This window comes from Streptomyces sudanensis, assembly GCF_023614315.1.
In the GTDB taxonomy this organism is placed as follows: domain Bacteria; phylum Actinomycetota; class Actinomycetes; order Streptomycetales; family Streptomycetaceae; genus Streptomyces; species Streptomyces sudanensis.
In genome coordinates this window covers 3,629,605-3,651,430 of record NZ_CP095474.1, presented here as the reverse complement: position 1 = coordinate 3,651,430, position 21,826 = coordinate 3,629,605, and the positions used below count along the sequence as shown (strand labels likewise).

Below are 21,826 nucleotides of genomic sequence, written 5' to 3'. Positions count from 1 at the left end.
GTCCTCCGGCCCCGGGGCCGCGCCGCCCGCCCCGGGGCCGGACGGTGCCCTCGCGGTCGCACGGCCGCCGCCGCACCGGCCCCCGCGCCACCCTCACCACGTCCCCGGCGCCCCACCGAAAGACATCCAGGATGCGCAACGCGTTAACTATTCGTACGCCCGCAATTAAATACGTATCCGTAGTCACCCCCCTCCGTATGGCCTAGCGCAACGTTCTGGCCATAGCTTTCCTGCCATCCGGCCGACCGAACGCACTTGACGACGAAGAGCCGTCACATGCGGGACAGCCGACCGGTGCTCTGCGCGGCGGGAGGACCCCGCGGGCGGACGCACCCGGCCCACAAGGCCGCGGCGCCCGCACCGCATTCCCCCCGGCATCCGGTTCACGAGCGCATCCGAAGCCGTCGGTGCCCGCGAACCGGAGCTCCCTCACGCCGTGCGTCCGGCCGCCACGACCCCCACCCGTCCTGCCCGCGGCCGCAGGAACCGGCTTGTCATGCACGTAACACGCGTGCGCAGCTTCCCCAGCCGGGTCGAAATCCAGGAAAGGCGATGCCTTGAACGGCTACAGACGCGTTCGCACATCCCTCATCGCAGCGACGGCCACCGCGCTGCTCTGCGCCGGCACGGCCACCTCCATCGCCGCGCCCGCCCCGGCCGCCCCNGNGCCGGCCCCCNGCGCCGGCCGCCGAGGCCGCCCAGGCCCCCGTCGAGCGCCTCATCGTCGGCTACAAGTCGATGACCACCGAGGCCAAGTCCGACGCCGCCGCGGCCAAGGACGCCGAGGCCAAGGGCAAGAAGGCCGGCGAGGCGCTCGACTTCGAGCGCCGCCTGGGCACCGGCGCCGCCCTGGTCGACCTGGGCGAGGCGCAGGACAAGAAGAGCGTGGACGCCGTCATGGCCGCCTTCCGCGCCGACTCCGACGTCGCCTACGTCGTCCCGGACCGCCGCGTGTACGCCGCGGCCGTGACCCCGAACGACACCGAGTACACCCGCCAGTGGGACCTCTTCGAGTCCACCGCCGGCATGCGGGTCCCCGGTGCCTGGGACAAGGCGACCGGCAGCGGCGTCAACGTCTCCGTGATCGACACCGGCTACGTCGCCCACTCCGACCTCGCCGCCAACATCGTCTCGGGCTACGACTTCATCTCCGACACCTTCGTCGCGAACGACGGCGGCGGCCGGGACAGCAACCCCGCCGACCCGGGCGACTGGATGCTCCAGGGCGAGTGCGGCAACAACTACCCGGAGCGGGACACCACCAGCTCCTGGCACGGCACCCACGTCGCGGGCACCATCGCCGCGTCGACGCACAACGCCAAGGGCATCGCCGGCATCGCGTACAACGCGAAGGTCCAGCCGGTCCGCGTGCTCGGCAAGTGCGGCGGCTCGACGTCCGACATCATCGACGCCATCACCTGGTCCTCCGGCGGCTACGTCGCGGGCGCGCCGACCAACCCGTACCCGGCCGACGTCATCAACATGAGCCTCGGCGGCAGCGGCACCTGCGACGCGGGCACCCAGAACGCGATCAACGCCGCCGTCAACCGCGGCTCCACGATCGTCGTCGCGGCCGGCAACAGCAACGTCAACGCGTCGACCTTCAACCCGGCCAACTGCGCCAACGTCATCACCGTCGCCGCCTCGGACCGCGAGGGCAACCGCGCCTCGTACTCCAACTACGGCACCGTCATCGACATCACCGCCCCCGGCGGCGAGACCGCGATGGGCTCCGCCAACGGCATCTGGTCCACGGTGAACAGCGGCACCCGCAGCCCGGTCAGCGAGACCTACTCGGCCTACCAGGGCACCAGCATGGCCGCCCCGCACATCGCCGGCCTCGCCGCGCTGATGAAGCAGGCGACCCCGTCGCTGACCCCGGCGCAGATCGAGTCCGCGATCAAGAGCAACGCCCGTACGCTGCCCGGCTACTGCTCCGGCGGCTGCGGCGCCGGCCTCGCCGACGCGGCCGCCACGCTCGGCGCGGGCACCGGCACCACCCCGCCCGCGGGCAAGGTGTTCACCAACTCCGCCAACGTGACCGTCTACGACAACACCACGGTCACCTCGTCCATCGCGGTGAGCGGCATCAGCGGCTACGCCCCGTCCGCCCTCAAGGTCGACGTCGACATCAAGCACACCTACCGCGGTGACCTCAAGGTCGAGCTGGTCGCCCCGAGCGGCGCCTCGGCCCTGCTGAAGGACGTCAACACCAGCGACAGCGCCGACAACGTCATCACGTCGTACACGGTGAACGCCTCCAGCGTCCTCGCGAGCGGCACCTGGAAGCTGCGGGTGACCGACAGCTACACCGGTGACACCGGCTACATCGACTCCTGGAGCCTGACCTTCTGACGGTCCGTTCCTCCGGTCCTCACCAGGGGGCCCTTCCGATGCCACCCCGGCACCGGAAGGGCCCCCTTCCCGTCGTGGGCGCACCCCCGGCCCCGCGCCGGGGACGGATCCCGGCGCGGGGCCGTCACATCCCGAAGGTGCGGACCGGGGGACGCGGACCAACGGACACGGACCGGCGGGAGGCCGGCGCCCGGAAGGCCGGTGCCGCGGGGCGCGGACCGTACGCACCTCACCCGCACCGCTCCGCGAAGAGACCAGAAAGGGCCTTGCGCCGGTCCCCCTCCTCACGACCCACCACCGCCGCCGGCCCTCGGCACGTGCCCTCCGAGGGGCGAGAACGAGACAGGCGGAGGCGGCCGAACCGCTCCCGGCCCTCCGTGAAGCGACCGGAAAGAGCCTTGCCCCGGCCCTCCTCACGGCCCATCATCGCCGTCGGCGTTCAGCGGGTGTCGCCCAGGGACAGGAGCAGGGCGCGCAGGAGGTCGTTGAACTGCTCGCACTCCTCCGGGGAAAGGCCGGAAAGGAGCTTGCGCTGGTTCCGCACGTGGCCCGCCACCACGTCGTCGACGCACGCGCGGCCCGCGTCGGTCAGGACGATGTGCAGGCTCCGGCGGTCGTCCGGGACGGCCTGCCGGGCGACGAATCCGCGGGCCACCAGGCGGTCCACGCGGTTGGTCAGGGCAGCCGACCCGATCATCACGCCGGCGGCCAGCTCCTTGGCCGTGAGCGGCCTGTCACTGCGGCGCAGCGTGGCCAGGACGTCGAACTCCCATACCTCCATGCCGTGTTCGGCGAAGTACTCCTTGAGCCCGACGCCGACGATCCTCGAGAGGCGCAGGAGGCGTCCCACGGCCCCCATGGCCTGAAGGTCGAGGTCGTCACGCAGGGTGGCCCATTGTTCGAGGAACCCGTCGACGGAATCGCGCACAGCGGCTACCCTCCCTTCATCGGTTCGCCATCGAAAGGTTTGACGCAAGTTTAGCTTCGCCAATACTGTCTTGATTCCAGAAGGTTCGACACCGAAGAGATAGGGCTGGATCGTGACCACGGCAGCGTCGGATCACGCCATTGTTGCGCGGATCATCCGCGCACGTCGAAGTGTTCGCCACTACCGGCCCGAGCCGGTGCCGACACGGCTCGTGGACGAGCTGGTCGACCTGGCGCTGGAAGCACCGTCCAGCTTCAACCTCCAGGCGCGCTCCATCGTCGTCGTCTCCGGCGAGGAGGGGCGTCAGGCCCTGACCCGGGCGACCGGGGGCCAGCCGCATCCGCAGGAGGCGCCCGTCATGCTGGTGTTCGTCGCCGAGTCCGCCGCCTGGCGCGAGGACCGGGGCGACATCTGGGAGACGGCCCGCTCCCGCGGCGCCTGGTCGGAGGAGTTCGCCGACGGGACACCCGAGAGCGTCCGCCTCTTCCACGAGGACCTCAGGGCCCGCGGCCTGGAGCGGGAGTACGCCGTCAAGGACGCGATGATCGCCGCCTCGTTCCTGATGATCGCCGCGGAGGCCGCCGGCCTGGCGACCAGCCCCATGGGCGGTTGGGACGAGGCCGAGGTCAAGAAGGCCATCGGCGTGGACGGCCGTGAGGACGTGCACATCGCCCTGCTCATGCCTCTCGGCTATCCCGCCGAGACGCGGCTCCACCCGGGCCGCAGGGACCGTGCGCTGACCTGCTTCAGCGAGACCTACGGGCGCTGAGACCGGGGCACGCGGGCCCGGTCGCGATCGTCGAAGAGCAGGGAGGGAACCGCTTCCGCCTGCCGGGAGCACGCTCTTCGGTGTCGAAAAAACACGAAAAAGCACAACAGGGGGGAAGGTCGTCATGACCACTGTGAACAAGCTCGTCCAGGTCGCCGGCATCATCGACGCGGCCGAAGCGGACATGATCATCGAAGAGGGCGCGGACTGGATCGGTTTCGCGCTGCGCCTGCCGTCCGGCAAGGACGACATAGCCGAGCACGACGCCGCCACCATCATCAAGGGCCTCCAGCCCCCGCACGCCGGCGTCCTCATCAGCTACCTCACCGACGCCGAGGAGGTCAGCGAGTTCTGCCACGAGCTCGGCGTGGTCGCGGTCCAGCTCCACGGCGACGTGGCGACCGAGGAGCTGCGCCGGCTCAAGGAGATCCGCCCCGACCTGTTCGTCCTCAAGTCCCTCGTGGTCAAGGAGGACAACGCGGAGGAGCTGCTGAAGCTCGTCGACGAGACCCACCCGTTCGTCGACATGTACATCACCGACACCTTCGACCCGAAGACCGGTGCCAAGGGCGCCACCGGCCTCACCCACGACTGGAACGTCTCCGCGGAGCTGGTCCGCCGCTCCCCGAAGCCGCTGATGATGGCGGGCGGCCTGAACCCGGAGAACGTCGGGGACGCGATCCGCGCCGTGCGTCCCGCCGCCGTCGACGCCCACACCGGTCTCGAGGGCCCCGACGGGCGCAAGGACCGCGCCAAGGTGGCGAAGTTCGTCGCCGAGGCCCGCCGCGCCTTCGACGAGATCGGCTGATCCGTCCGGCCGGGGCGGCCGGCCCCGTGCGTCCGGCCGCCCCGCCCGTTCCTCATCTCACCCCTCTCGCGCCTCCGCTCCCGCACGCCCGGGCCCGCCCCCGCAAGGGCGGCCGGCCCGCCCCGGCCGCTGCGGAGCCGCGAGGCGCGTCCAGGAACACCGAGGATCCCGAGGAGAGATCCCGTCGTGACCACTGGCCACAACGTCCACACCCTCCCGCAGACCGACCAGCTCCGAGCGATGCACACGGTCATCCGCGACCGCGACTGCGCCCGGGAGGACTTCGTCTTCTACTCCCGCCGGATCATCCGCCTCCTGCTGGAGGCCGCCTCCGACCTGCTGCCCTTTAACAAGAAGGAGGTCACCACCCCGGTCGGCGCCACCTACCAGGGGCTGGAGCTCGCCTCCGCGCCGTGCGCCGTGTCCGTCATCCGCGCCGGCGACGCCATCGAGGGCGAGCTGCGCGACGTCCTGCCCGGCGTCCGCATCGGCAAGATCCTGATCCAGCGCGACAAGCGGACCAAGCAGCCCCGCCTCTACTACCAGCACCTCCCGGCCGACATCGCCGACCGGCACGTGCTGCTCCTGGAGCCGATGCTGGCCACCGCCGGCTCCGCGCTCGCGGCGATCGACGTCCTGCTGGAGGCGGGCGTCGAGGAGGACCGGATCATCATGGTCAACCTCCTGTCGTCGCCCGAGGGCCTGCGCCGCGTCCACTCCGAACGGCCGCGGGTGCGGATCGTCACCAGCGCCGTCGAGGACCGGCTGAACGAGCACGCGTTCATGATCCCGGGCATCGGCGACTTCGGCGACCGGTTCTTCGGGACCACCGACTCCGGAATGCAGAAGTGAGCAACCAGAGCCTCGCCGGCACTTCCCTGATGACCGTCCTCGCACCCGCGGTGTGGGGCTCCACCTACCTGGTCACCACCGAGTTCCTGCCGCCCGACAGGCCGCTGCTGGCCTCCCTGGTCCGCGCGCTCCCGGCGGGCCTGATCCTGCTGCTGATCACCCGGGTCCTGCCCAGGGGCGTGTGGTGGTGGCGGGCCACGGTGCTCGGTGTGCTGAACATCGGCGCGTTCTTCTACTTCCTGTTCCTGGCCGCGTACCACCTGCCGGGCGGCGTGGCGGCCCTGGTCATGTCCATCCAGCCGATGATCGTGCTGCTCCTCGGCGCGCTGCTGCTGAAGGAGCGCATCCAGCCGGTGCACGTCGTCGCCTGCCTGGTCGGCGCGGCCGGCATCGCCCTGCTCGTCCTCCAGCCCGGCGCGGGCCTGGACGGCGTGGGGGTCGTGGCCGGCCTGCTGGGTGCGCTGTCCATGGCCTGCGGCATCGTGCTGACCAAGCGGTGGGGGCGGCCGGAGGGCGTGACGCTGCTGACGTTCACCGGCTGGCAGCTCACCGTCGGCGGTCTGCTCCTGCTGCCCGTCACCCTCGTCGGCGAGTCGCTGCCGGACCGCGTCACCTGGACCAACATCGGCGGGTTCGCCTACCTGAGCATCATCGGCGCCCTCATCGCGTACGTGCTGTGGTTCCGCGGCCTGGCCCGCCTGCCCGCACTGGCCGTCTCGTTCCTGTCGTTCGCCTCGCCCCTGTGCGCGACGGTCCTCGGGTACCTCTTCCTCGACCAGTCGCTGCGCCCGTTGCAGCTTCTCGGCGCCGCCGCCGTCATCGGGGCGGTCGTCCTCGCCCAGCCCCGTGCCAAGAAGCCCGAACCGGCACCGGGCGAGCCCGCCGCGAGCCGGGCCTGACGCGGGACGCCCGTCCACGGGCCGTACCGCACACGGCGACGGGCCGCGCCCTCGTCTCCCACAAGACGAGACCGCGCGTCCCGCACCGCCCACCTGCTCGCGCACACAACCCGCCGCGCACCGCCCGACGGAGACGTCGGCGGCGCGCGCGGGGGAGCACACACCATTCACCGCCCGTCCAAGGGCGTTTCACCGGGGGGTCACCACATGAGTATCAGTCCGCCAATATCCTGCGTGTCCCACAAGGGTGCCTCGCTGGCTGCCCTGCTCACCCGACAGGCCCGCCTCCGTCCCGACGACGTGGCCGTCACCCTGCCCCGGTCCCTGGGGGCCTCCCCCGCCGGCGCGGGGGGCACGGGGGACGGTCACCTCACGTTCCGCCAGCTCAGTGACGCCGCCCGCCGGCTCGGTTCCCACCTGGTGCGCCTCGGCGTCACCCCGGACACCTGCGTCGGCGTGTTCACCGAGCCGTCCGCGGAGCTGATGACCGGGGTGTGGGGCATCCTCTCCGCGGGGGCCGCCTACCTGCCGCTGTCGCCGGACTACCCGGAGGACCGGCTCAGGTACATGCTCGAGGACTCCGGCACCCGGGTCGTCGTCACCCAGGACCACCTGGTCGACCGCGCCCGGCGCCTGGTGCCGGAGGGCACCACCGTCGTCAGCGCCTCCGACGTCCCCGACCTGCCCCCGGTGCCGCTGCCGGAGAGCCGCGGCGACCACCTCGCCTACGTCATCTACACCTCGGGCAGCACCGGCAAGCCCAAGGGCGTGATGATCGAGCAGCGCAGCATCGTCTCCCAGATGCAGTGGCTGGCCAACCTCGGGCACCTGGACGCCGAGGTGTCCATCCTGCAGAAGACGCCGATGAGCTTCGACGCCGCCCAGTGGGAGATCCTCGCCCCGGCGGTCGGCGCGCGGGTCGTCATGGGGGCGCCGGGCATCTTCCGCGACCCCGAGGCGATCATCACCACCATCTGCGAGCAGCGGGTGACCGCCCTGCAGGCGGTGCCGACGCTGCTCCAGGCCCTCGTCGACACCGAGGAGCTCGGCGCCTGCTCCTCGCTGCGCCGCGTCTTCTCCGGCGGCGAGGCCCTCACCCGCGCGCTCACGGCGGAGATCTTCGCCGCGCTGCCCGGGGTCTCGGTGGTCAACCTCTACGGGCCGACCGAGACGACGATCAACGCCACCTCGCACTGGATCGACCCCGACTCCCTCGCCGACGCCCCTCCGGGGATCGTGCCGATCGGCACCCCCGCCGACAACGTCACCTGCTACATCCTCGACGAGAACCGCCAGCCGGTCGACATCGGCGAGAGCGGCGAGCTGTTCATCGGCGGGGTCCAGGTGGCGCGCGGCTACATCGGCCTGCCCGAGCAGACCGCGCAGCGGTTCATCACCTCCCCGTTCAACCCGACCGAGCGGCTGTACCGCACGGGCGACCTGTGCCAGTGGAACGCCGACGGCACGATCCAGTTCATGGGCCGCACCGACAACCAGGTCAAGCTGCGCGGCTACCGGGTCGAGCTGGAGGAGGTGGCCTCCCGCATCGAGGAGCACACCTGGGTGCGGCGCGCCGCCGCCGTCGTCACCGACGACCCGCGCACCGGCAGCAAGGCCCTGGTGGCCGCGATCGAGCTGAACGAGCGCACCGCCGCCGTCATGGACCAGGGCCGCCAGGACGCCGACCACCACCGCTCCAAGTCGTCCAAGGTGCAGGTCAAGGCCCAGCTGTCCAACCCCGGTCTGCGCGAGCCGGAGGAGCTGGTGGGCCGCCTGGCCGTCAAGCTGCCCGGCCGGGAGGAGACGGCCGTCCAGCGGCGGGAGGCGTTCGCCCGCAAGACCTACCGCTTCTACGACGGCGGGCCGGTCACCGCCGACGACGTCCTCGGCATGCTCGCCCCGCGCCCCGTGTCGCCGTACTCCCGCTCCCTGGAGGAGCTGCGGCTGGCCGAACTGGGCGAGGTGCTGCGCTGGTTCGGCCCCTTCCGCAGCCGGGAGCGGCTGCTGCCGAAGTACGCCTACGCCTCCCCCGGCGCGCTGTACGCCACGCAGATGTACCTGGAGACGCGGGGCCTGGACGGCGTCGAGGCGGGCCTGTACTACCACCACCCGGTCGACCACACCCTCGTCCGCGTCGGCGAGGTCGCCGGGGACTTCCCCGAGCGGGGGCTGCGGGTCCACTTCCTCGGCAAGGTGCGGGCCATCGAGCCGGTCTACAAGAACAACATCGTCGAGGTGCTGGAGTTCGAGGCCGGCCACATGGTGGGCGTCTTCGAGGAGGTCCTGCCGAAGTACGGGCTGACCATCGACCCGCACGGCTTCGAGCCCCGCGTCAAGGAGCGGCTCGACGTGGCCGACGAGGACGTGTACCTGGGCACGTTCGAGATCGGCGAGAACCACGGCCGGCCGCGCCAGGAGCCGGTGGAGCTGTACGTGCAGGCCCACGAGGACCGCGTGGCCGGGCTGCCCGGCGGCCTGTACCGGTACCGCGGCGGCGCGCTGGAGCCCCTGGGCGCCGACGTCGTGGAGAAGCGCCACGTCATCGCCATCAACCAGGGCGTGTACGACCGGTCCGCCTTCGGTGTCAGCGCGGTGTCCCGGACCGACGAGGAGTGGCTGCGCTACGTGGTGCTGGGCACCGCGCTGCACCGCCTCCAGCGCGTCCCGGGCATCGGCCTGATGTCCTCCGGCTACTCCTCCAAGACCGGCAACCCGCTGCCCGCCTCGCGCCGTCTGGACGACCTGCTGGCCGCCGCCGGCGAACCGGCCGCCGACGCCTCGTACTTCTTCGTGGGCGGCCGGGTCAGCGCCGAGCAGAGCGCCCACGAGGGCATGAACGAGGACGCGGTCCACACCAAGGGCCCGGCCGAGATCGTCCGCGACGACCTCGCGCGGTTCCTGCCCGACTACATGATCCCCGCGCGGGTGGTGGTGGTGCACGAGCTGCCGCTCACCGCGAACGGCAAGATCGACGCCAAGGCCACCGCGCTGCTGCCGGAGGTCTCCCAGGCCCGCACCTCGGCGCCGTACGTGGCGCCCGCGACGCCCACCGAGCAGTGGCTGGCCGTCGAGTGGGGCCGGGCGCTGAAGTACGACGACGTCTCCACGCAGGACGAGTTCTTCGCCTCCGGCGGCAACTCGCTGCACGCGGTGGCGCTGGTGAACCGGATCAACCGGGAGTTCGGGACGAACCTGCCGCTCCAGGTGGTCTTCGAGGCGCCGAGGCTGGCCGACCTCGCCGCCCGCGTCGACGGGGGCACCCCCCGCCGCGTGTCGCGCCTGGTGCCGCTGCACCCGGGCGCCGGCGAGCGGCCGGTGTTCTGCTGGCCGGGCCTCGGCGGCTACCCGATGAACCTGCGGCTGCTGGGCCGCGAGGCGGCGGGCGAGCGGCCCTTCTTCGGCATCCAGGCGCAGGGCATCAACGCCGGTGAGGAGCCGTACGGCACGATCCGCGAGATGGCCATGGCCGACGTGGCGGAGATCCGCCGGGTCCAGCCGTCCGGCCCGTACACCCTGTGGGGCTACTCCTTCGGCGCCCGCGTGGCGTTCGAGGCGGCCTGGCAGCTGGAGCAGTTCGGCGAGAAGGTCGACCGCCTGCTGCTGATCTGCCCGGGCAACCCCCGCGTGCGCACCGCCGACGGCCGCCAGTGGGGCCGCGAGTCCTCCTACGCCAACCCCGCCTACGTGACCATCCTGTTCTCCGTGTTCATGGGCACGATCAGCGGGCCCGAACTGGACGAGTGCCTGGAGCGGGCGGTCGACGAGGACGCGTTCGTGGAGTACGTGCACACGCTGCTCCCCCAGCTGGACGCGGAGACGATCCGCCGCATCACCCGGATCGTCGGCGGCACCTACGAGTTCGAGTACAGCTTCAACGAGCTGCGCGAACGCCGGATCGAGGCCCCCGTCACGATCTTCAAGGCGCGCGGCGACGACTACTCGTTCGTGGAGGGCAGCTCCGGCTACTCGGCCGCGCCGCCGCAGATCGTCGAGCTGGTGGGCGACCACTACGACGTGCTCAAGGAGCACGGCGTCGGGGAGCTCGTCGCCGCGATCGACCGCGTGACGGGCGGGCGGTAGCCGCCCGGCGGCGGCAGCCCCCTCGTCCCCGCACGGCCCCGGCGCGGGNNCGGGCCCCGGCCCGCCCCGCGCCGGGCGAACCGCCCCCTCACGTGAGAAAGGAGCCCCGCCGTGCCGCACGTCAGCGTCAAGCACTGGCCCCGTACGTTCACCGACGCCGAGAAGGCCCGACTGGTCACCGAGCTGACCGAGACGATCACGGGCGTCTTCGGCTGCGACCCGGGCTCGCTCTCGATCGCCGTGGAGGCCGTCGAACCGTCCCGCTGGACGGACGAGGTGCACGTACCCGAGATCGAGGGCCGCACGCACCTGCTGTGGAAGAGACCGAACTACACGCAGCCCATCCCGACCGACCCCACGCCCGAAGGAACCCGATGAGCACCACCATCCCCCTCGTCTTCACGGAAGAGGTCCGCGAGGCCCTGCACGAGGGCCGCCCGGTCGTCGCGCTGGAGTCCAACGTCATCACGCACGGCCTGAAGTACCCGCACAACGCCGAGACCGCCCACCGGGTCGAGGCCGCGGTCCGCAAGGGCGGTTCGGTCCCGGCGACGATCTGCATCGAGGACGGCGCGGTCCGCGTCGGCATGACCGAGCAGGACATCGAGCGGTTCGCGTCCGAGCCCGGCATCCCGAAGGTCTCCAGCCGCGACCTGCCCGTCGTCCTGGCGCGCGGCGGGCGGGGCGCCACCACCGTGGCGTCCTCGCTGGTGGCCGCGGAGCTCGCCGGCATCCCCTTCTTCTCCTCCGCCGGCCTGGGGGGCGTCCACCGCGGCGCCGAGACCACCATGGACGTCTCCTCCGACCTGATCCAGCTCACCCGCTCCAAGGTCGCGGTGGTGTGCGCCGGGGCGAAGATGATCCTGGACCTGAAGCTGACCATGGAGTACCTGGAGACGCAGTGCGTCCCCGTCATCTCCTACGGCTCCGACGACTTCCCCGCGTTCTACTGCGCCTCCAGCGGCGTGAAGTCGCCGCACCGCATCGACGACGAGGACCTGATCGCGAAGGTCGTGGCCCTGCACTGGGCCGCCGGCCACCCCGGCGGCGTGGTCCTGACCACCCCGCCCCGGGAGGAGGACGCGGTGGACTCCGCGGAGGCGGAGGCCGCCATCGCCGACGCGCTCGTCCAGGCCGAGCGGGACGGCGTCACCGGCCAGGGCCTCACCAAGTACCTCATGCACGCGGTCGACCGCGCCACCGGCGGGCGCACCGCGCAGGCCAACATGGCCGTCCTGATCTCCACGGCCGAGGTGGGCGGGCGCATGGCCGCGGCCTACGCCCGCCACCTGGCCGACCGCGCGTGATCGTCCGCATCCGCGCACCGTTCTCAGAGGCACCGGAAGGAAACCCCACATGACCTCGCTCTTCGACTCCGTGACCTTCGGCAAGATCCCGCTGGCCAACCGGCTCGTGATGGCCCCGATGACGCGCAACCGGGCCACGTCCTCCGGCGAGGCCACCGAGCTGATGGCCGAGTACTACGCGCAGCGCGCCTCCGCCGGCCTGATCATCACCGAGGGCGTCCAGCCCTCCCAGGTCGGCCAGGGCTTCCTCAACACGCCCGGCCTGCACACCCCGGAGCAGGTGAGGTCGTGGCGCGCGGTCACCGACGCGGTGCACGACAGGGGCGGGCGGATCGTCGTCCAGCTCATGCACTCCGGCCGCATCGGCCACCCCTCGCTGTACGACAGCGCCCACCAGTCGGTCGCCCCCTCGCCGGTGGCCGCCGCCGGGCAGTGCTTCACCCCGGACGGGATGCGGGACTACGAGGTGCCGCGCGAGCTGACCGTCGACGAGATCGCCGCCACCGTGCAGGACTTCGCCACCGCCGCGCGCAACGCCGTCGAGGCGGGCTTCGACGGCGTCCAGGTCCACGCGGGCAACGGCTTCCTGCTGCACCAGTTCCTCGCCGGGAACACCAACCGGCGCACCGACGCCTACGGCGGCCCGGTCGAGAACCGCATCCGCTTCACCGTCGAGGTCACCGAGGCCGTGGCCGCCGCGATCGGCAACGAGCGCACCGCCATGCGGATCTCGCCCGGCAACACGTACAACGACATCGCCGAGGACGACACCGAGGCCCTGTACGCGGCGCTGGTCCCGGCCCTGCCGGAGCTGGCGTTCCTGGAGGTCTGCGAGATCGTCGCCCGCCCGGTGACGCGGACCCTGCGGGACCTGTGGAAGGGCAACCTGGTGGTGAACCCGCACCCGGCGCAGGACTCCTTCCCGGCGACGCGGGAGAGCGCCCAGCAGGTCCTCGACGAGGGGCTGGCCGACGCCGTGTCGCTCGGCGCGCTGTTCCTGGCCAACCCGGACCTGCCCGCCCGCATCGAGGCCGGCGGCCCGTTCAACGAGCCCGACGAGGCGACGTACTACGGCGGCGACCACCGCGGGTACACCGACTACCCCGTCCTCTCCCGGTGAGCGCGGCCCGCCACCCCGACCGCTCCATGCTCCTCTTCTCCGGCCGGGCCCACCCGGACCTGGCCGGGCGGATCGCCGGTGCGCTGGGCGCGGAGCTGGTGCCCACGCAGGCCCGCGACTTCGCCAACGGCGAGATCTACGTCCGCTACGAGAAGTCGGTGCGCGGGGCGGACTGCTTCGTCATCCAGTCCCACACCGCGCCGATCAACACGTGGATCATGGAACAGCTCATCATGATCGACGCGTTGAAGCGCGCCTCGGCCCGGAGCATCACCGTCGTCGCCCCGTTCTACGGGTACTCGCGGCAGGACAAGAAGCACAAGGGGCGGGAGCCGATCTCGGCCCGGCTGCTGGCGGACCTGCTGGCGTCGGCGGGCGCCGACCGGATCATCACCGTCGACCTGCACACCGACCAGATCGCGGGTTTCTTCGACGGCCCGATGGACCACCTGTTCGCGCTCCCGATCCTCGCGGACCACATCGCCGCGCACACCGACCACGACCGGCTGACCGTGGTGTCGCCGGACGCGGGCCGGGTGCGGGTCGCCGACCGCTGGTGCGACCGGCTCGGCACGCCGCTGGCGATCGTCCACAAGAAGCGGGACAAGGACACGGCCCACCAGGTCAGCGTCCACGAGGTGGTCGGCAAGGTCGAGGGCCGGGTGTGCGTCCTCGTCGACGACATGGTCGACACGGCGGGGACCATCTGCGCCGCGGCCGAGGCCCTGTACGACGGCGGTGCCGAGGACGTCATCGTGGCGGCCACCCACGGCATCCTGTCCGGTCCGGCGGTGGACCGCCTGAAGAACTCCCGGGTCAGCCGGTTCGTCTTCACCGACACGCTGCCCACGGCCGCCGCGACCGGCCTGGACAAGGTGGAGGTCCTGTCCGTCGCCCCGGTCGTCGCCCGGGCGATCCAGGAGATCTTCGAGAACGGCTCGGTGACCAGCCTCCTCGAGGAGATGTAGCACCGCGCTCCGCGGCGGGGCGGCCCCCTGAGGGGTGCCCCGCCGCGGAGTGCGCCGGCCGGCGGCCGGTCCGGGAGGGTCCTTCGGTGCCTTCCCGGACCGGCCGCCGGCGCGTTCGAGCGGGGGCGCGTTCGGGCGGGGAGCGCGGACGGGCGCAGCGCGCGGGCCGCCGCTCCGCTCCGGCGTCCGCATGGGGACGGGGGTACGGGAACGGTGCACGGGAACGGGACACGACCCTGATTCGGTAATGGCATCCATTTTCATGTAGCGTGGTGCCACCCCATCGGACCTGGAGATTCGTCATGGCCGTTCCCAAGCGGAAGATGTCCCGCAGCAACACCCGCCACCGCCGCGCCCAGTGGAAGGCCGTCACGGCCCAACTGGTGCCGGTCACGGTCGACGGCGTCGTCCACCAGGTCCCGCAGCGCCTGGTGAAGGCGTACGAGCGCGGCCTGCTGCGCCCCGAGGGCTGACGGGCGTGGCCGGGCGACTTCCCGTCACCGTCCTGTCCGGCTTCCTCGGAGCGGGCAAGACCACGCTGCTCAACCACGTGCTGGGCAACCGCGAGGGCCTGCGGGTCGCGGTCATCGTCAACGACATGAGCGAGGTCAACATCGACGCCGCGCTGGTGCGCGGCGGCGAGGCCGCCCTGTCGCGGACCGAGGAGCGGCTGGTCGAGATGACCAACGGGTGCATCTGCTGCACCCTCCGCGACGACCTGCTGGAGGAGGTGGACCGCCTCGCCCGCGAGGACCGGTTCGACTACCTCCTCATCGAGTCCAGCGGCATCTCCGAACCCATGCCGGTGGCCGCCACCTTCGCCTTCCCCCGCGACGACGGCGCCACCCTCGGCGACCTCGCCCGCCTGGACACCATGGTCACCGTCGTCGACGCCGCGAACTTCCTGCCGGAGCTGGAGGGCGGGGACGAACTCGCCGAACGCGGACTCGACCAGTACGAGGACGACGAGCGCACCGTCAGCGACCTGCTCGTCGACCAGGTCGAGTTCGCCGACGTCGTCGTGCTCAACAAGCTCGACCTGGTCGGGCCGGAGGAGGCACGCCGGCTGCGCGCCGCGCTGTCCCGGCTGAACCCGGAGGCGCGGATCGTCCCCGCCGTACGCGGACGGGTGCCCCTGGAACACGTCCTGGGCACCGGCCTGTTCGACGTGGAGAAGGCGCAGCAGGCCCCCGGCTGGGTGAAGGAGCTCAACGGCGACCACGTGCCGGAGACCGAGGAGTACGGCATCTCCTCGCTGGTGTTCCGTTCCGACCTGCCCTTCCACCCCGGACGGCTGTGGGCCTTCGTCACCGAGGACCTCGACGGCGGCGCGTTCGGCCGGGTCCTGCGCTCCAAGGGCTTCTTCCGGCTGGCCAGCCGGCCCCGGGTGACCGGGCTGTGGTCCCAGGCCGGCTCCGTCGCCCGCTTCGAACCGTCCGGCGCCCACGGCCCGGAGACCACCCAGGGCCAGGAACTGGTCTTCATCGGCACCGGTCTGCGCCCCGGCGCCCTCCGCTCGGCGCTGGAGTCCTGCCTGCTGGCGCCGGGCGAGACCGCCCCCGCCGACGACTGCTTCCCCGCCTGGGAGACGTACGGCATCGAGGACGCCTGCGAGCACGAACGGCCCGAGCCCGTGCCGCGGGGATGAGGCTCCGGGGCGGGCGGTGGTCGCAGCCACGGCACCGCCCGCCCCGGCACTCCCTCCCGTACCGCNCCCCGGCGACGGGCGNCATCNCGNCCGTCCGCCCCCNGACACCCCTCCGCGCCCCGGCCGTCACGGCCGGGGCGCGGCGTCGTGTACGAGGCACGGCCGCCGTCCGCGGCCCCCGGCGTGGTGGCGTCAGTGGTCGTCCCAGTGGTCGTCGTGCGCCGCGTGCCGGTGGCCGTCGTGCACGTAGTCGACGTGGTCGCCGTGCGGCACCGCCACGTGACTGCAGCCCTCGCCGTGCGCGTGGTCGTGCCCGGGGTGCTCCCGGTGCCCGTCCGGTTCGCACTCGTCCACGTGGTCCTGGTGGTCGCGGTGCAGGTGGCCGTCGTGCGCGTAGTCGACGTGGTCGCCGTGGGGGAGCGCCACGTGGCCGCAGCCCTCGCCGTGCGCGTGGTCGTGCCCGGGGTGTGTCCGGTGCTCCGCCGTCTCCGTCATGCCGATCGCCTCCGCGGGTGTGCGCCGCCGCGGGCCCTGCCGGGCGAGGGCGGCCTCGGGATTCCTTTCCACCCCCTCCACACAGGCTGTCACGGCCGGCACGCACCGGCAAAAGGTGGCTCTCGCGTCCGCGGACGCACCCGGCGGAGGGCGCCGCCCCCTCCCCCGGCCCCGGGAAACACCCGTGTACGGGACGCGGGTTCGCGCCGGACCTCCGTTCCGGAGGTCCGGCACGGCACGGCGGGGCCGCGTCCGGATCGGACGCGGCCCCGCGGTCTCGGTGCGCTTCGGCCCTCGACCGGCCCCGATCAGCGCTTGAGTGAGCGCTCGGTCAGCGCTTGAGCGAGCGCAGGTACTTCGCGAACTTCTCCAGGCCGTCGATGTTCCTCGGCCCGCTGATGCCCTCGTTGTAGTCGAGGATGAAGAAGTTGTTCTTCTTGACGGCGGGCAGCTCCCTGGTGTGGGGGGACTTCTTCAGGAAGTCGATCTTCTTCTGGGCGGGCAGGTCGCCGTAGTCGAGGATCATGACGACCTCGGGCTCCGCCTCGGCGACGGCCTCCCAGTTGACCTGGGTCCAGCGCTGGTCGAGGCCGTCGAAGACGTTCCGGCCGCCGGCGTTCTTGATGATGTCGTTGGGCGGCACCTGGTTGCCGGCGGTGAAGGGCTGGTCGGTGCCGGAGTCGTACAGGAAGACCGGCACCGGGGTGCCGCCCTTGGGCGCCTGGGCCTTGACCGCCTCCACGCGCTTCTTCAGGTCCCCGACGACCTCCGCCGCCTTCTTCTCGACCCTGAAGATCTTGCCGAGCCGGTCGAGGTCGGCGTAGAGGGCCTCGAATGGGGCGACCTTCTCCGGGTACCGGGGGTAGTTGAAGCAGCTCTCCGTGTGCATGAAGCTCTGGATGCCGAGCTTGTCGAGGATCTCGGGGGTGATGCCCCGCTCGTCCTTGAAGCCGGAGTTCCAGCCCGCCACGACGAAGTCGGACTTGGCCTCCACGACGAGTTCCTTGTTGAGGAGGTCGTCGCTGAGCATCTTCACCTTGGCGTACTCCGACGCCCACGGCGACTCGCTCACCGGCGGGTTCGCGGGCGGCATCACGTACCCGTGCACGTGCTCGGTGAGGCCGAGGCTGAAGAGCTTGTCGGCGCTCCCCCCCTCGTACACCACGGCGCGCTTCGGGACGGTGTACTCGACCGGCTCGCCGCACCGCTTGACGGTGACCTTGCCGGACGCCTTCGCGTCCGGTGCGACCTCGGCGCCGCAACCGGTGAGCAGCAGGGTGACGGCGACCGCGGAGCCGAGGGCGGCGCGGCGGCGGGAGGAGCCGGGGAGTGGGGTCGTGCGCATGACGTGTGGCCTTTCACAGGGAGGGGTCGAGCGAATACAGCAGTTGGGGGGCGCCCGTGAGCGGGTGGGGGACGACGCTGGCCCGGACGCCGAAGACGTCGTCGACCAGTTCCGGCGTGAGGACGTCCGCGGGCGGGCCGGCCGCCACCAGGCGGCCCCCGCGGAGCACGCCGATGCGGTCGCAGGCCGCCGCGGCGAGGTTGAGGTCGTGGAGGACGACCAGGACGGTGAGCCCGGAGCCGCGCAGCAGGGACAGCAGCTCGATCTGGTGGCGCACGTCGAGGTGGTTGGTCGGCTCGTCCAGCACCAGGATCTTCGGCTCCTGCACCAGGGCCCGGGCCAGCAGGACGCGCTGGCGCTCCCCGCCCGACAGGGTGAGGACGCCGCGCCGGGCGAGGTGGCGGATGTCGAGCCGGTCCATCGCCCGCTCGCACAGCTCCCGTTCGCGCGGGCCGAGCGCCTGGTTGCCCCGCAGGTGGGGCGTGCGCCCGAGCGCGACGACCTCCTCGACCGTGAAGTCCAGTTCGACGGCGCCGTCCTGGGTCATCGCGGCGATGGTCCGCGCGCTGTGGCGCACCGTCAGGCGGGAGAGGTCCTCCCCGCCCACCCGGACGGTCCCGGAGCTGGGCCGCAGCGCCCGGTACACGCACCGCAGGGCGGTGGACTTGCCGCTTCCGTTGGGGCCGACCAAGCCCACGACCCGGCCGCTTCCCACCTCCAGCGACAGGTCGCGCACCAGGCTCTTGCCGTCGGTCACCACCGACAGCCCGTCGAGTACGAGATCCATCTCAGCGGCCTCCGAACATGTAGCCCCGGCGGCGCATCAGGACGATGAACACCGGTACGCCGACGAGCGCGGTGATGACGCCCAGCGGCAGTTCGCGCGGGGCCACCAGGGTCCGGGACACCAGGTCCACCCAGACCATGAAGACCGCGCCGGCCAGCGGGGCGACCGCGAGCACCCGGGCGTGGACGGCCCCGACGACCATCCGCACCACGTGCGGCATGACCAGGCCGACGAAGGCGATGGCGCCGCTGACGGCGACCATCACGCCCGTCACGAGCGAGACCAGGACGAGCAGACCCTTGCGGTGCCGGTCGGGGCTGACGCCCAGGCTGGCGGCGGTCTCGTCGCCGAGCGCCAGGACGTCCAGGGCCCGCCCGTACCGGTGGAGCACGACCAGCCCGGCCAGGACGACGCAGGACACCACGGGCAGGGCGCCCCAGGTGGCGGCGCCGAAGCTGCCCATCGTCCAGTACAGGACCATGCTCGTCGCCTCGCTGTCGGGCGCGAAGTAGATGATCACGCTCATCACCGCCTGGAACCCCAGCGACATCGCCACGCCCGTCAGCACCAGGCGCAGCGGCGAGAGGGAGCCGCGGTGCGCGGAGGCGGCGTACACCAGCAGCGAGGCCACCAGCGCGCCGACGAAGGCGCCGGCCGACACCGCGTAGATGCCCAGCGCCGCCAGGCCCCCGGTGACGGTGACGCCGACGGCGCCGACCGACGCCCCCGACGAGACGCCGAGGACGAACGGGTCGGCGAGCGCGTTGCGCACCATCGCCTGGATGGCGACGCCGATCGCGCTCAGTCCGGCTCCCACGAGCGCCGCGAGCAGCACCCGCGGGGTGCGGATCTGCCAGATGATCTGGTACGTGGTCACCTCGTCCGCCGCGATGGCGCCGCCGCTGAGGGCCGCCCACAGGTAGCGGGCGGTCTCCCCGGGGGCGATCACGGCGGAACCCAGCCCGATCGCCACGACGACGGAGACCAGGAGGACCGCGGACAGGACGGCGCAGACCGTCACCAGACCCGCGCGGGAGGCGACCCGGTCCTTCACGCCCGTACCGGGGTCGGGTTCCCGGTCGGGGGCGGGGGNGCGGGCGGGGNTGTCGGCCGATCCGGGCGCTTCGGCGCCGACCGGTGGTGGAGAGGTGGCGGGCGGAGGCATGGCCGGCCTTTCGTTTTCAGCAATGAGAATCGTGTTCAACGGCGGAACCTAGCACCCCGCGCCGTCCGGCCCCAGGGGGCGGACGGCACGGGATCCGCCGGCTACGCGGCGTCCTGCGCCCGCGTCTCCTCCGCGCCCCGGCGGGACACCAGGAGGGCGGCGCCGAGCGCCGCGACGACGAGGGCGCCGAAGACGGCGGCGATGCCCGGGTAGCCGGCCAGGCCGAGGCCCGCGCCGCCCAGCGCCGCGCCCGCGAAGACCCCGAGGCTCTGGCCCGCGGAGTTGAGGCTCAGCGCCGAGCCGCGCAGCGGACCGCAGCGCCGGACCAGCAGGCTCACGGCGCACGCGGCCACCAGCGCGTGGCTCGCCGCGTGGAGCGAGGTCATCGCCAGGGCGAGCGGCAGCCAGTGGGTGAAGTAGAAGCCCACGACCGACACCAGGGCCGCGACCAGGCCGAGGACGAGCAGCTTCTCGGTGCCGATCCGGGTCCGGTCGGAGTTGGTGATCCGCCCGGTCAGGAGGTTGCTCACGAAGAACGACGCGCCGCTCAGCGTCCAGACGAGGGCGAAGAGCTCGGGGTCGAGCCGGAACCGCTCGTCGTAGTAGGCCGCCAGGTACGCCAGGTACCCCATGAACACCGCCGTGCGCAGCAGGGAGACCAGCAGCAGCGGCACCGCCCCGCGGACCGCCGCCAGCGCCCTGAACGACGCGAGGTAGCTCAGGCGCTGCCCACCCCCGGCGCCCCCGGCCGCCTTGCGCCCGCCGCGGGCGAGGAAGACCGCGGCGAGGAGGAGCGAGAGCGCGGCCACCGCGACGAGGTCCCCCTCCCAGCCCCACAGGAGGGCGGGCAGGGCCACGACCGGCGCGGCGAGCATCGCGGTCATCGACTGCGTGGCCGTGACCAGGGTCGCCGCCCGGCCGGCCGCCTTGCCGTCGCCGAAGCGGTCGGCCGCCGCCGCGGTGAGGGCCGGGTTCAGCACGGCCGTGCCGGCGCCGACCAGCAGGCAGAACACGGCCAGCAGCAGGAAGTCCCCGCTCGCGCCCAGCGCCGCCGACACGCCGAGGGCGGCGAGTCCGCCCGCGGCGACCCACTCCTTGCGCACCCGGTCGACGAAGGGGGCGAGCGCCGTGCCGACCAGCAGGGCCGCCAGGCCGCCGAGGCCGCGCAGGCCGCCCATGGCGGCGACGCTGCTCCCGGCCTCGTCCGCGATCGGCACGAGGTAGGTGCTGAAGACGGTGAACGGCAGCAGGCCGACCGCCGAGGCCAGGAGGACCGGCCACAGGGCGCGGGCCATCCTCAGGTCGCCCGGCAGGGGCTCCTCCCCTTCCGGGGCCTTCCGGTCCGTCACGGAGCTCTCGGTGCCGGTGCTCACGAACCGTCCCCGTCCGTGCGGACCGGCCGGTCGGCGCGGTAGCGGTACATGACCGTCGAGTCGGCGCTGAACTGCGAGAAGGGGAAGGGCTCGGCGTTCAGCGCGGTGACCCCGCCGGACAGGAACGCCCGGGCGACGGCGCTGCCGGTCTGCGCGTAGACGACCAGGGGGACGCCCCGGTCCCGGCAGTGCCCGAGGATGCGGTCGAACGAGCCGTTGCTCAGGGTCATGCCGGTGGCCACGACGGCGTCGGCCTCCTCGAGGACCTCGGTCATGTCGTCGCTGACCTGGTCGCCCCACTGGGTGGTGCGCAGGTTCAGGTCGCAGGGGAGGCAGACGCCGCCCCGCTCGCGTATCGCCGCGACCAGCGGGTTGACCACGCCGATGAGCGCGACCTTCGCACCCGGCTCGATGTCGAGGAGGGCGGCGATGGAGGCGTCGCGGGCCTGGGCCCGCTCCTCCGGCGTCCCGGTCGGCAGGGCGACCGGCTCGGCCTCGTCCGCCTCGCGGTGGGGCCGCACCCGGGAGAGGTACGCGTCGAGGGCGGCGACGCGGACCGGGGTGGACTCGTGGCGCAGCAGCGTGCCCAGGGTGTGCCCGGAGGCGTTCTCGCAGAAGTCGGGGGCCAGTTCGCCGGCCTCGAAGGAACAGGAGCCGAAGGAGTGCCCGACCCGGAGCACGAGGTAGCGGTTGTGGTACGTCACCTCGCCCCCGGCCAGCCGGGTGGTGTGGTAGAGCCAGAAGGCGCTGGTGACGGAGAGGTCCTCCGGGTCAGGGCCGTAGGCGCCCGACAGGACGGCGTCGGTCAGTTCCGCGACGGTCCGCGGTGTGGGGTGTGACATCTCGGGTTCTTTCCTCGGGGTGGTGGGTGCCGTCGTGGGACGCGGTCGGCCGGTCCCGGCGGTGGCGGGCCGGTGGGAGTGGGCC

At 72.5% G+C, this 21,826-nt stretch carries 18 protein-coding genes and 1 pseudogene; 12 read left to right on the top strand and 7 right to left on the bottom strand.

Going from position 1 to position 21,826, the window contains the following annotated elements; genetic code table 11:
* Window positions 1–678: 678 nt before the first annotated feature.
* Window positions 679–2,355, top strand: a 1,677-nt coding sequence (locus MW084_RS16875) for a S8 family peptidase (protein ID WP_275563658.1), incomplete at its 5' end; no start/stop codon positions are given.
* Window positions 2,356–2,794: 439 nt separating this feature from the next.
* Here MW084_RS16875 and MW084_RS16870 read toward each other — a convergent pair.
* Complete coding sequence (locus tag MW084_RS16870) at window positions 2,795–3,283, bottom strand: MarR family winged helix-turn-helix transcriptional regulator (protein ID WP_010472011.1); 489 nt, start codon at window positions 3,281–3,283, stop codon at window positions 2,795–2,797.
* Between the two features lie 112 nt (window positions 3,284–3,395).
* Here MW084_RS16870 and MW084_RS16865 point away from each other — a divergent pair, with 112 nt between their 5' ends.
* The 11 genes from MW084_RS16865 to MW084_RS16815 all read left to right on the top strand — a co-directional run bounded on the left by MW084_RS16865 (window position 3,396) and on the right by MW084_RS16815 (window position 15,734).
* The gene (locus tag MW084_RS16865; protein WP_029553609.1) at window positions 3,396–4,052 is read left to right on the top strand and encodes a nitroreductase family protein; all 657 of its coding nucleotides are present in this window, start codon (window positions 3,396–3,398) and stop codon (window positions 4,050–4,052) included.
* 124 nt (window positions 4,053–4,176) lie between these two features.
* Entirely contained in the window at window positions 4,177–4,860 is a 684-nt protein-coding gene (locus tag MW084_RS16860; protein ID WP_010472007.1) for a phosphoribosylanthranilate isomerase, read from the top strand.
* A 186-nt stretch (window positions 4,861–5,046) separates the two neighbouring features.
* Window positions 5,047–5,712: a uracil phosphoribosyltransferase gene (gene upp / locus MW084_RS16855; protein WP_010472006.1), complete on the top strand. Its 666-nt coding sequence runs from the start codon at window positions 5,047–5,049 to the stop codon at window positions 5,710–5,712.
* Complete coding sequence (locus MW084_RS16850; RefSeq protein ID WP_010472004.1) at window positions 5,709–6,611, top strand: EamA family transporter; 903 nt, start codon at window positions 5,709–5,711, stop codon at window positions 6,609–6,611. Before upp ends, MW084_RS16850 begins: the two co-directional genes overlap by 4 nt.
* Before the next feature lie 207 nt (window positions 6,612–6,818).
* Window positions 6,819–10,691, top strand: a complete 3,873-nt coding sequence (locus MW084_RS16845) for a non-ribosomal peptide synthetase family protein (protein WP_029553607.1) — start codon at window positions 6,819–6,821, stop codon at window positions 10,689–10,691.
* 111 nt (window positions 10,692–10,802) lie between these two features.
* Window positions 10,803–11,069 (top strand): tautomerase family protein, encoded by a 267-nt coding sequence (locus MW084_RS16840; RefSeq protein WP_010475243.1) that lies wholly within the window; start codon window positions 10,803–10,805, stop codon window positions 11,067–11,069.
* On the top strand, window positions 11,066–11,998 hold the full coding sequence (locus MW084_RS16835; RefSeq protein ID WP_010475241.1) for a pseudouridine-5'-phosphate glycosidase: 933 nt from the start codon (window positions 11,066–11,068) through the stop codon (window positions 11,996–11,998). The genes MW084_RS16840 and MW084_RS16835 overlap by 4 nt, the downstream gene beginning before the upstream one ends.
* Window positions 11,999–12,047: 49 nt before the next feature.
* Window positions 12,048–13,118, top strand: a complete 1,071-nt coding sequence (locus MW084_RS16830; protein ID WP_010475239.1) for an alkene reductase — start codon at window positions 12,048–12,050, stop codon at window positions 13,116–13,118.
* Complete coding sequence (locus MW084_RS16825; protein ID WP_010475237.1) at window positions 13,115–14,086, top strand: ribose-phosphate diphosphokinase; 972 nt, start codon at window positions 13,115–13,117, stop codon at window positions 14,084–14,086. The genes MW084_RS16830 and MW084_RS16825 overlap by 4 nt, the downstream gene beginning before the upstream one ends.
* Window positions 14,087–14,388: 302 nt before the next feature.
* Complete coding sequence (rpmF, locus tag MW084_RS16820; RefSeq protein ID WP_010475235.1) at window positions 14,389–14,559, top strand: 50S ribosomal protein L32; 171 nt, start codon at window positions 14,389–14,391, stop codon at window positions 14,557–14,559.
* 5 nt (window positions 14,560–14,564) lie between these two features.
* Window positions 14,565–15,734: a GTP-binding protein gene (locus MW084_RS16815; RefSeq protein WP_010475232.1), complete on the top strand. Its 1,170-nt coding sequence runs from the start codon at window positions 14,565–14,567 to the stop codon at window positions 15,732–15,734.
* A 192-nt stretch (window positions 15,735–15,926) separates the two neighbouring features.
* Here MW084_RS16815 and MW084_RS16810 read toward each other — a convergent pair whose 3' ends face one another.
* The 6 genes and pseudogenes from MW084_RS16810 to MW084_RS16785 form a co-directional block, all read right to left on the bottom strand.
* On the bottom strand, window positions 15,927–16,229 hold the full coding sequence (locus tag MW084_RS16810; protein ID WP_029553860.1) for a hypothetical protein: 303 nt from the start codon (window positions 16,227–16,229) through the stop codon (window positions 15,927–15,929).
* Between the two features lie 331 nt (window positions 16,230–16,560).
* The gene (locus MW084_RS16805) at window positions 16,561–17,574 is read right to left on the bottom strand and encodes an ABC transporter substrate-binding protein (protein WP_010475229.1); all 1,014 of its coding nucleotides are present in this window, start codon (window positions 17,572–17,574) and stop codon (window positions 16,561–16,563) included.
* 13 nt (window positions 17,575–17,587) lie between these two features.
* Complete coding sequence (locus MW084_RS16800; RefSeq protein ID WP_010475227.1) at window positions 17,588–18,361, bottom strand: ABC transporter ATP-binding protein; 774 nt, start codon at window positions 18,359–18,361, stop codon at window positions 17,588–17,590.
* A gap of 1 nt (window position 18,362) precedes the next feature.
* A pseudogene (locus tag MW084_RS16795) lies at window positions 18,363–19,453 on the bottom strand (FecCD family ABC transporter permease); the annotation flags it as partial.
* 174 nt (window positions 19,454–19,627) lie between these two features.
* The gene (locus MW084_RS16790) at window positions 19,628–20,899 is read right to left on the bottom strand and encodes an MFS transporter (protein WP_010475224.1); all 1,272 of its coding nucleotides are present in this window, start codon (window positions 20,897–20,899) and stop codon (window positions 19,628–19,630) included.
* Complete coding sequence (locus MW084_RS16785) at window positions 20,896–21,741, bottom strand: Rossmann-like domain-containing protein (protein WP_010475222.1); 846 nt, start codon at window positions 21,739–21,741, stop codon at window positions 20,896–20,898. Before MW084_RS16785 ends, MW084_RS16790 begins: the two co-directional genes overlap by 4 nt.
* Window positions 21,742–21,826 lie beyond the last annotated feature (85 nt).

Excerpts from the sequence above, each read along its gene's own strand:
- MW084_RS16785 (WP_010475222.1), bottom strand. The coding sequence starts at position 21,741 with ATGTCACACCCCACACCGCGGACCGTCGCGGAACTGACCGACGCCGTC.
- MW084_RS16845 (WP_029553607.1), top strand. The coding sequence starts at position 6,819 with ATGAGTATCAGTCCGCCAATATCCTGCGTGTCCCACAAGGGTGCCTCG.
- MW084_RS16830 (WP_010475239.1), top strand. The coding sequence starts at position 12,048 with ATGACCTCGCTCTTCGACTCCGTGACCTTCGGCAAGATCCCGCTGGCC.
- MW084_RS16800 (WP_010475227.1), bottom strand. The coding sequence starts at position 18,361 with ATGGATCTCGTACTCGACGGGCTGTCGGTGGTGACCGACGGCAAGAGC.
- MW084_RS16860 (WP_010472007.1), top strand. The coding sequence starts at position 4,177 with ATGACCACTGTGAACAAGCTCGTCCAGGTCGCCGGCATCATCGACGCG.
- MW084_RS16810 (WP_029553860.1), bottom strand. The coding sequence starts at position 16,229 with ATGACGGAGACGGCGGAGCACCGGACACACCCCGGGCACGACCACGCG.
- MW084_RS16805 (WP_010475229.1), bottom strand. The coding sequence starts at position 17,574 with ATGCGCACGACCCCACTCCCCGGCTCCTCCCGCCGCCGCGCCGCCCTC.
- rpmF (WP_010475235.1), top strand. The coding sequence starts at position 14,389 with ATGGCCGTTCCCAAGCGGAAGATGTCCCGCAGCAACACCCGCCACCGC.
- MW084_RS16835 (WP_010475241.1), top strand. The coding sequence starts at position 11,066 with ATGAGCACCACCATCCCCCTCGTCTTCACGGAAGAGGTCCGCGAGGCC.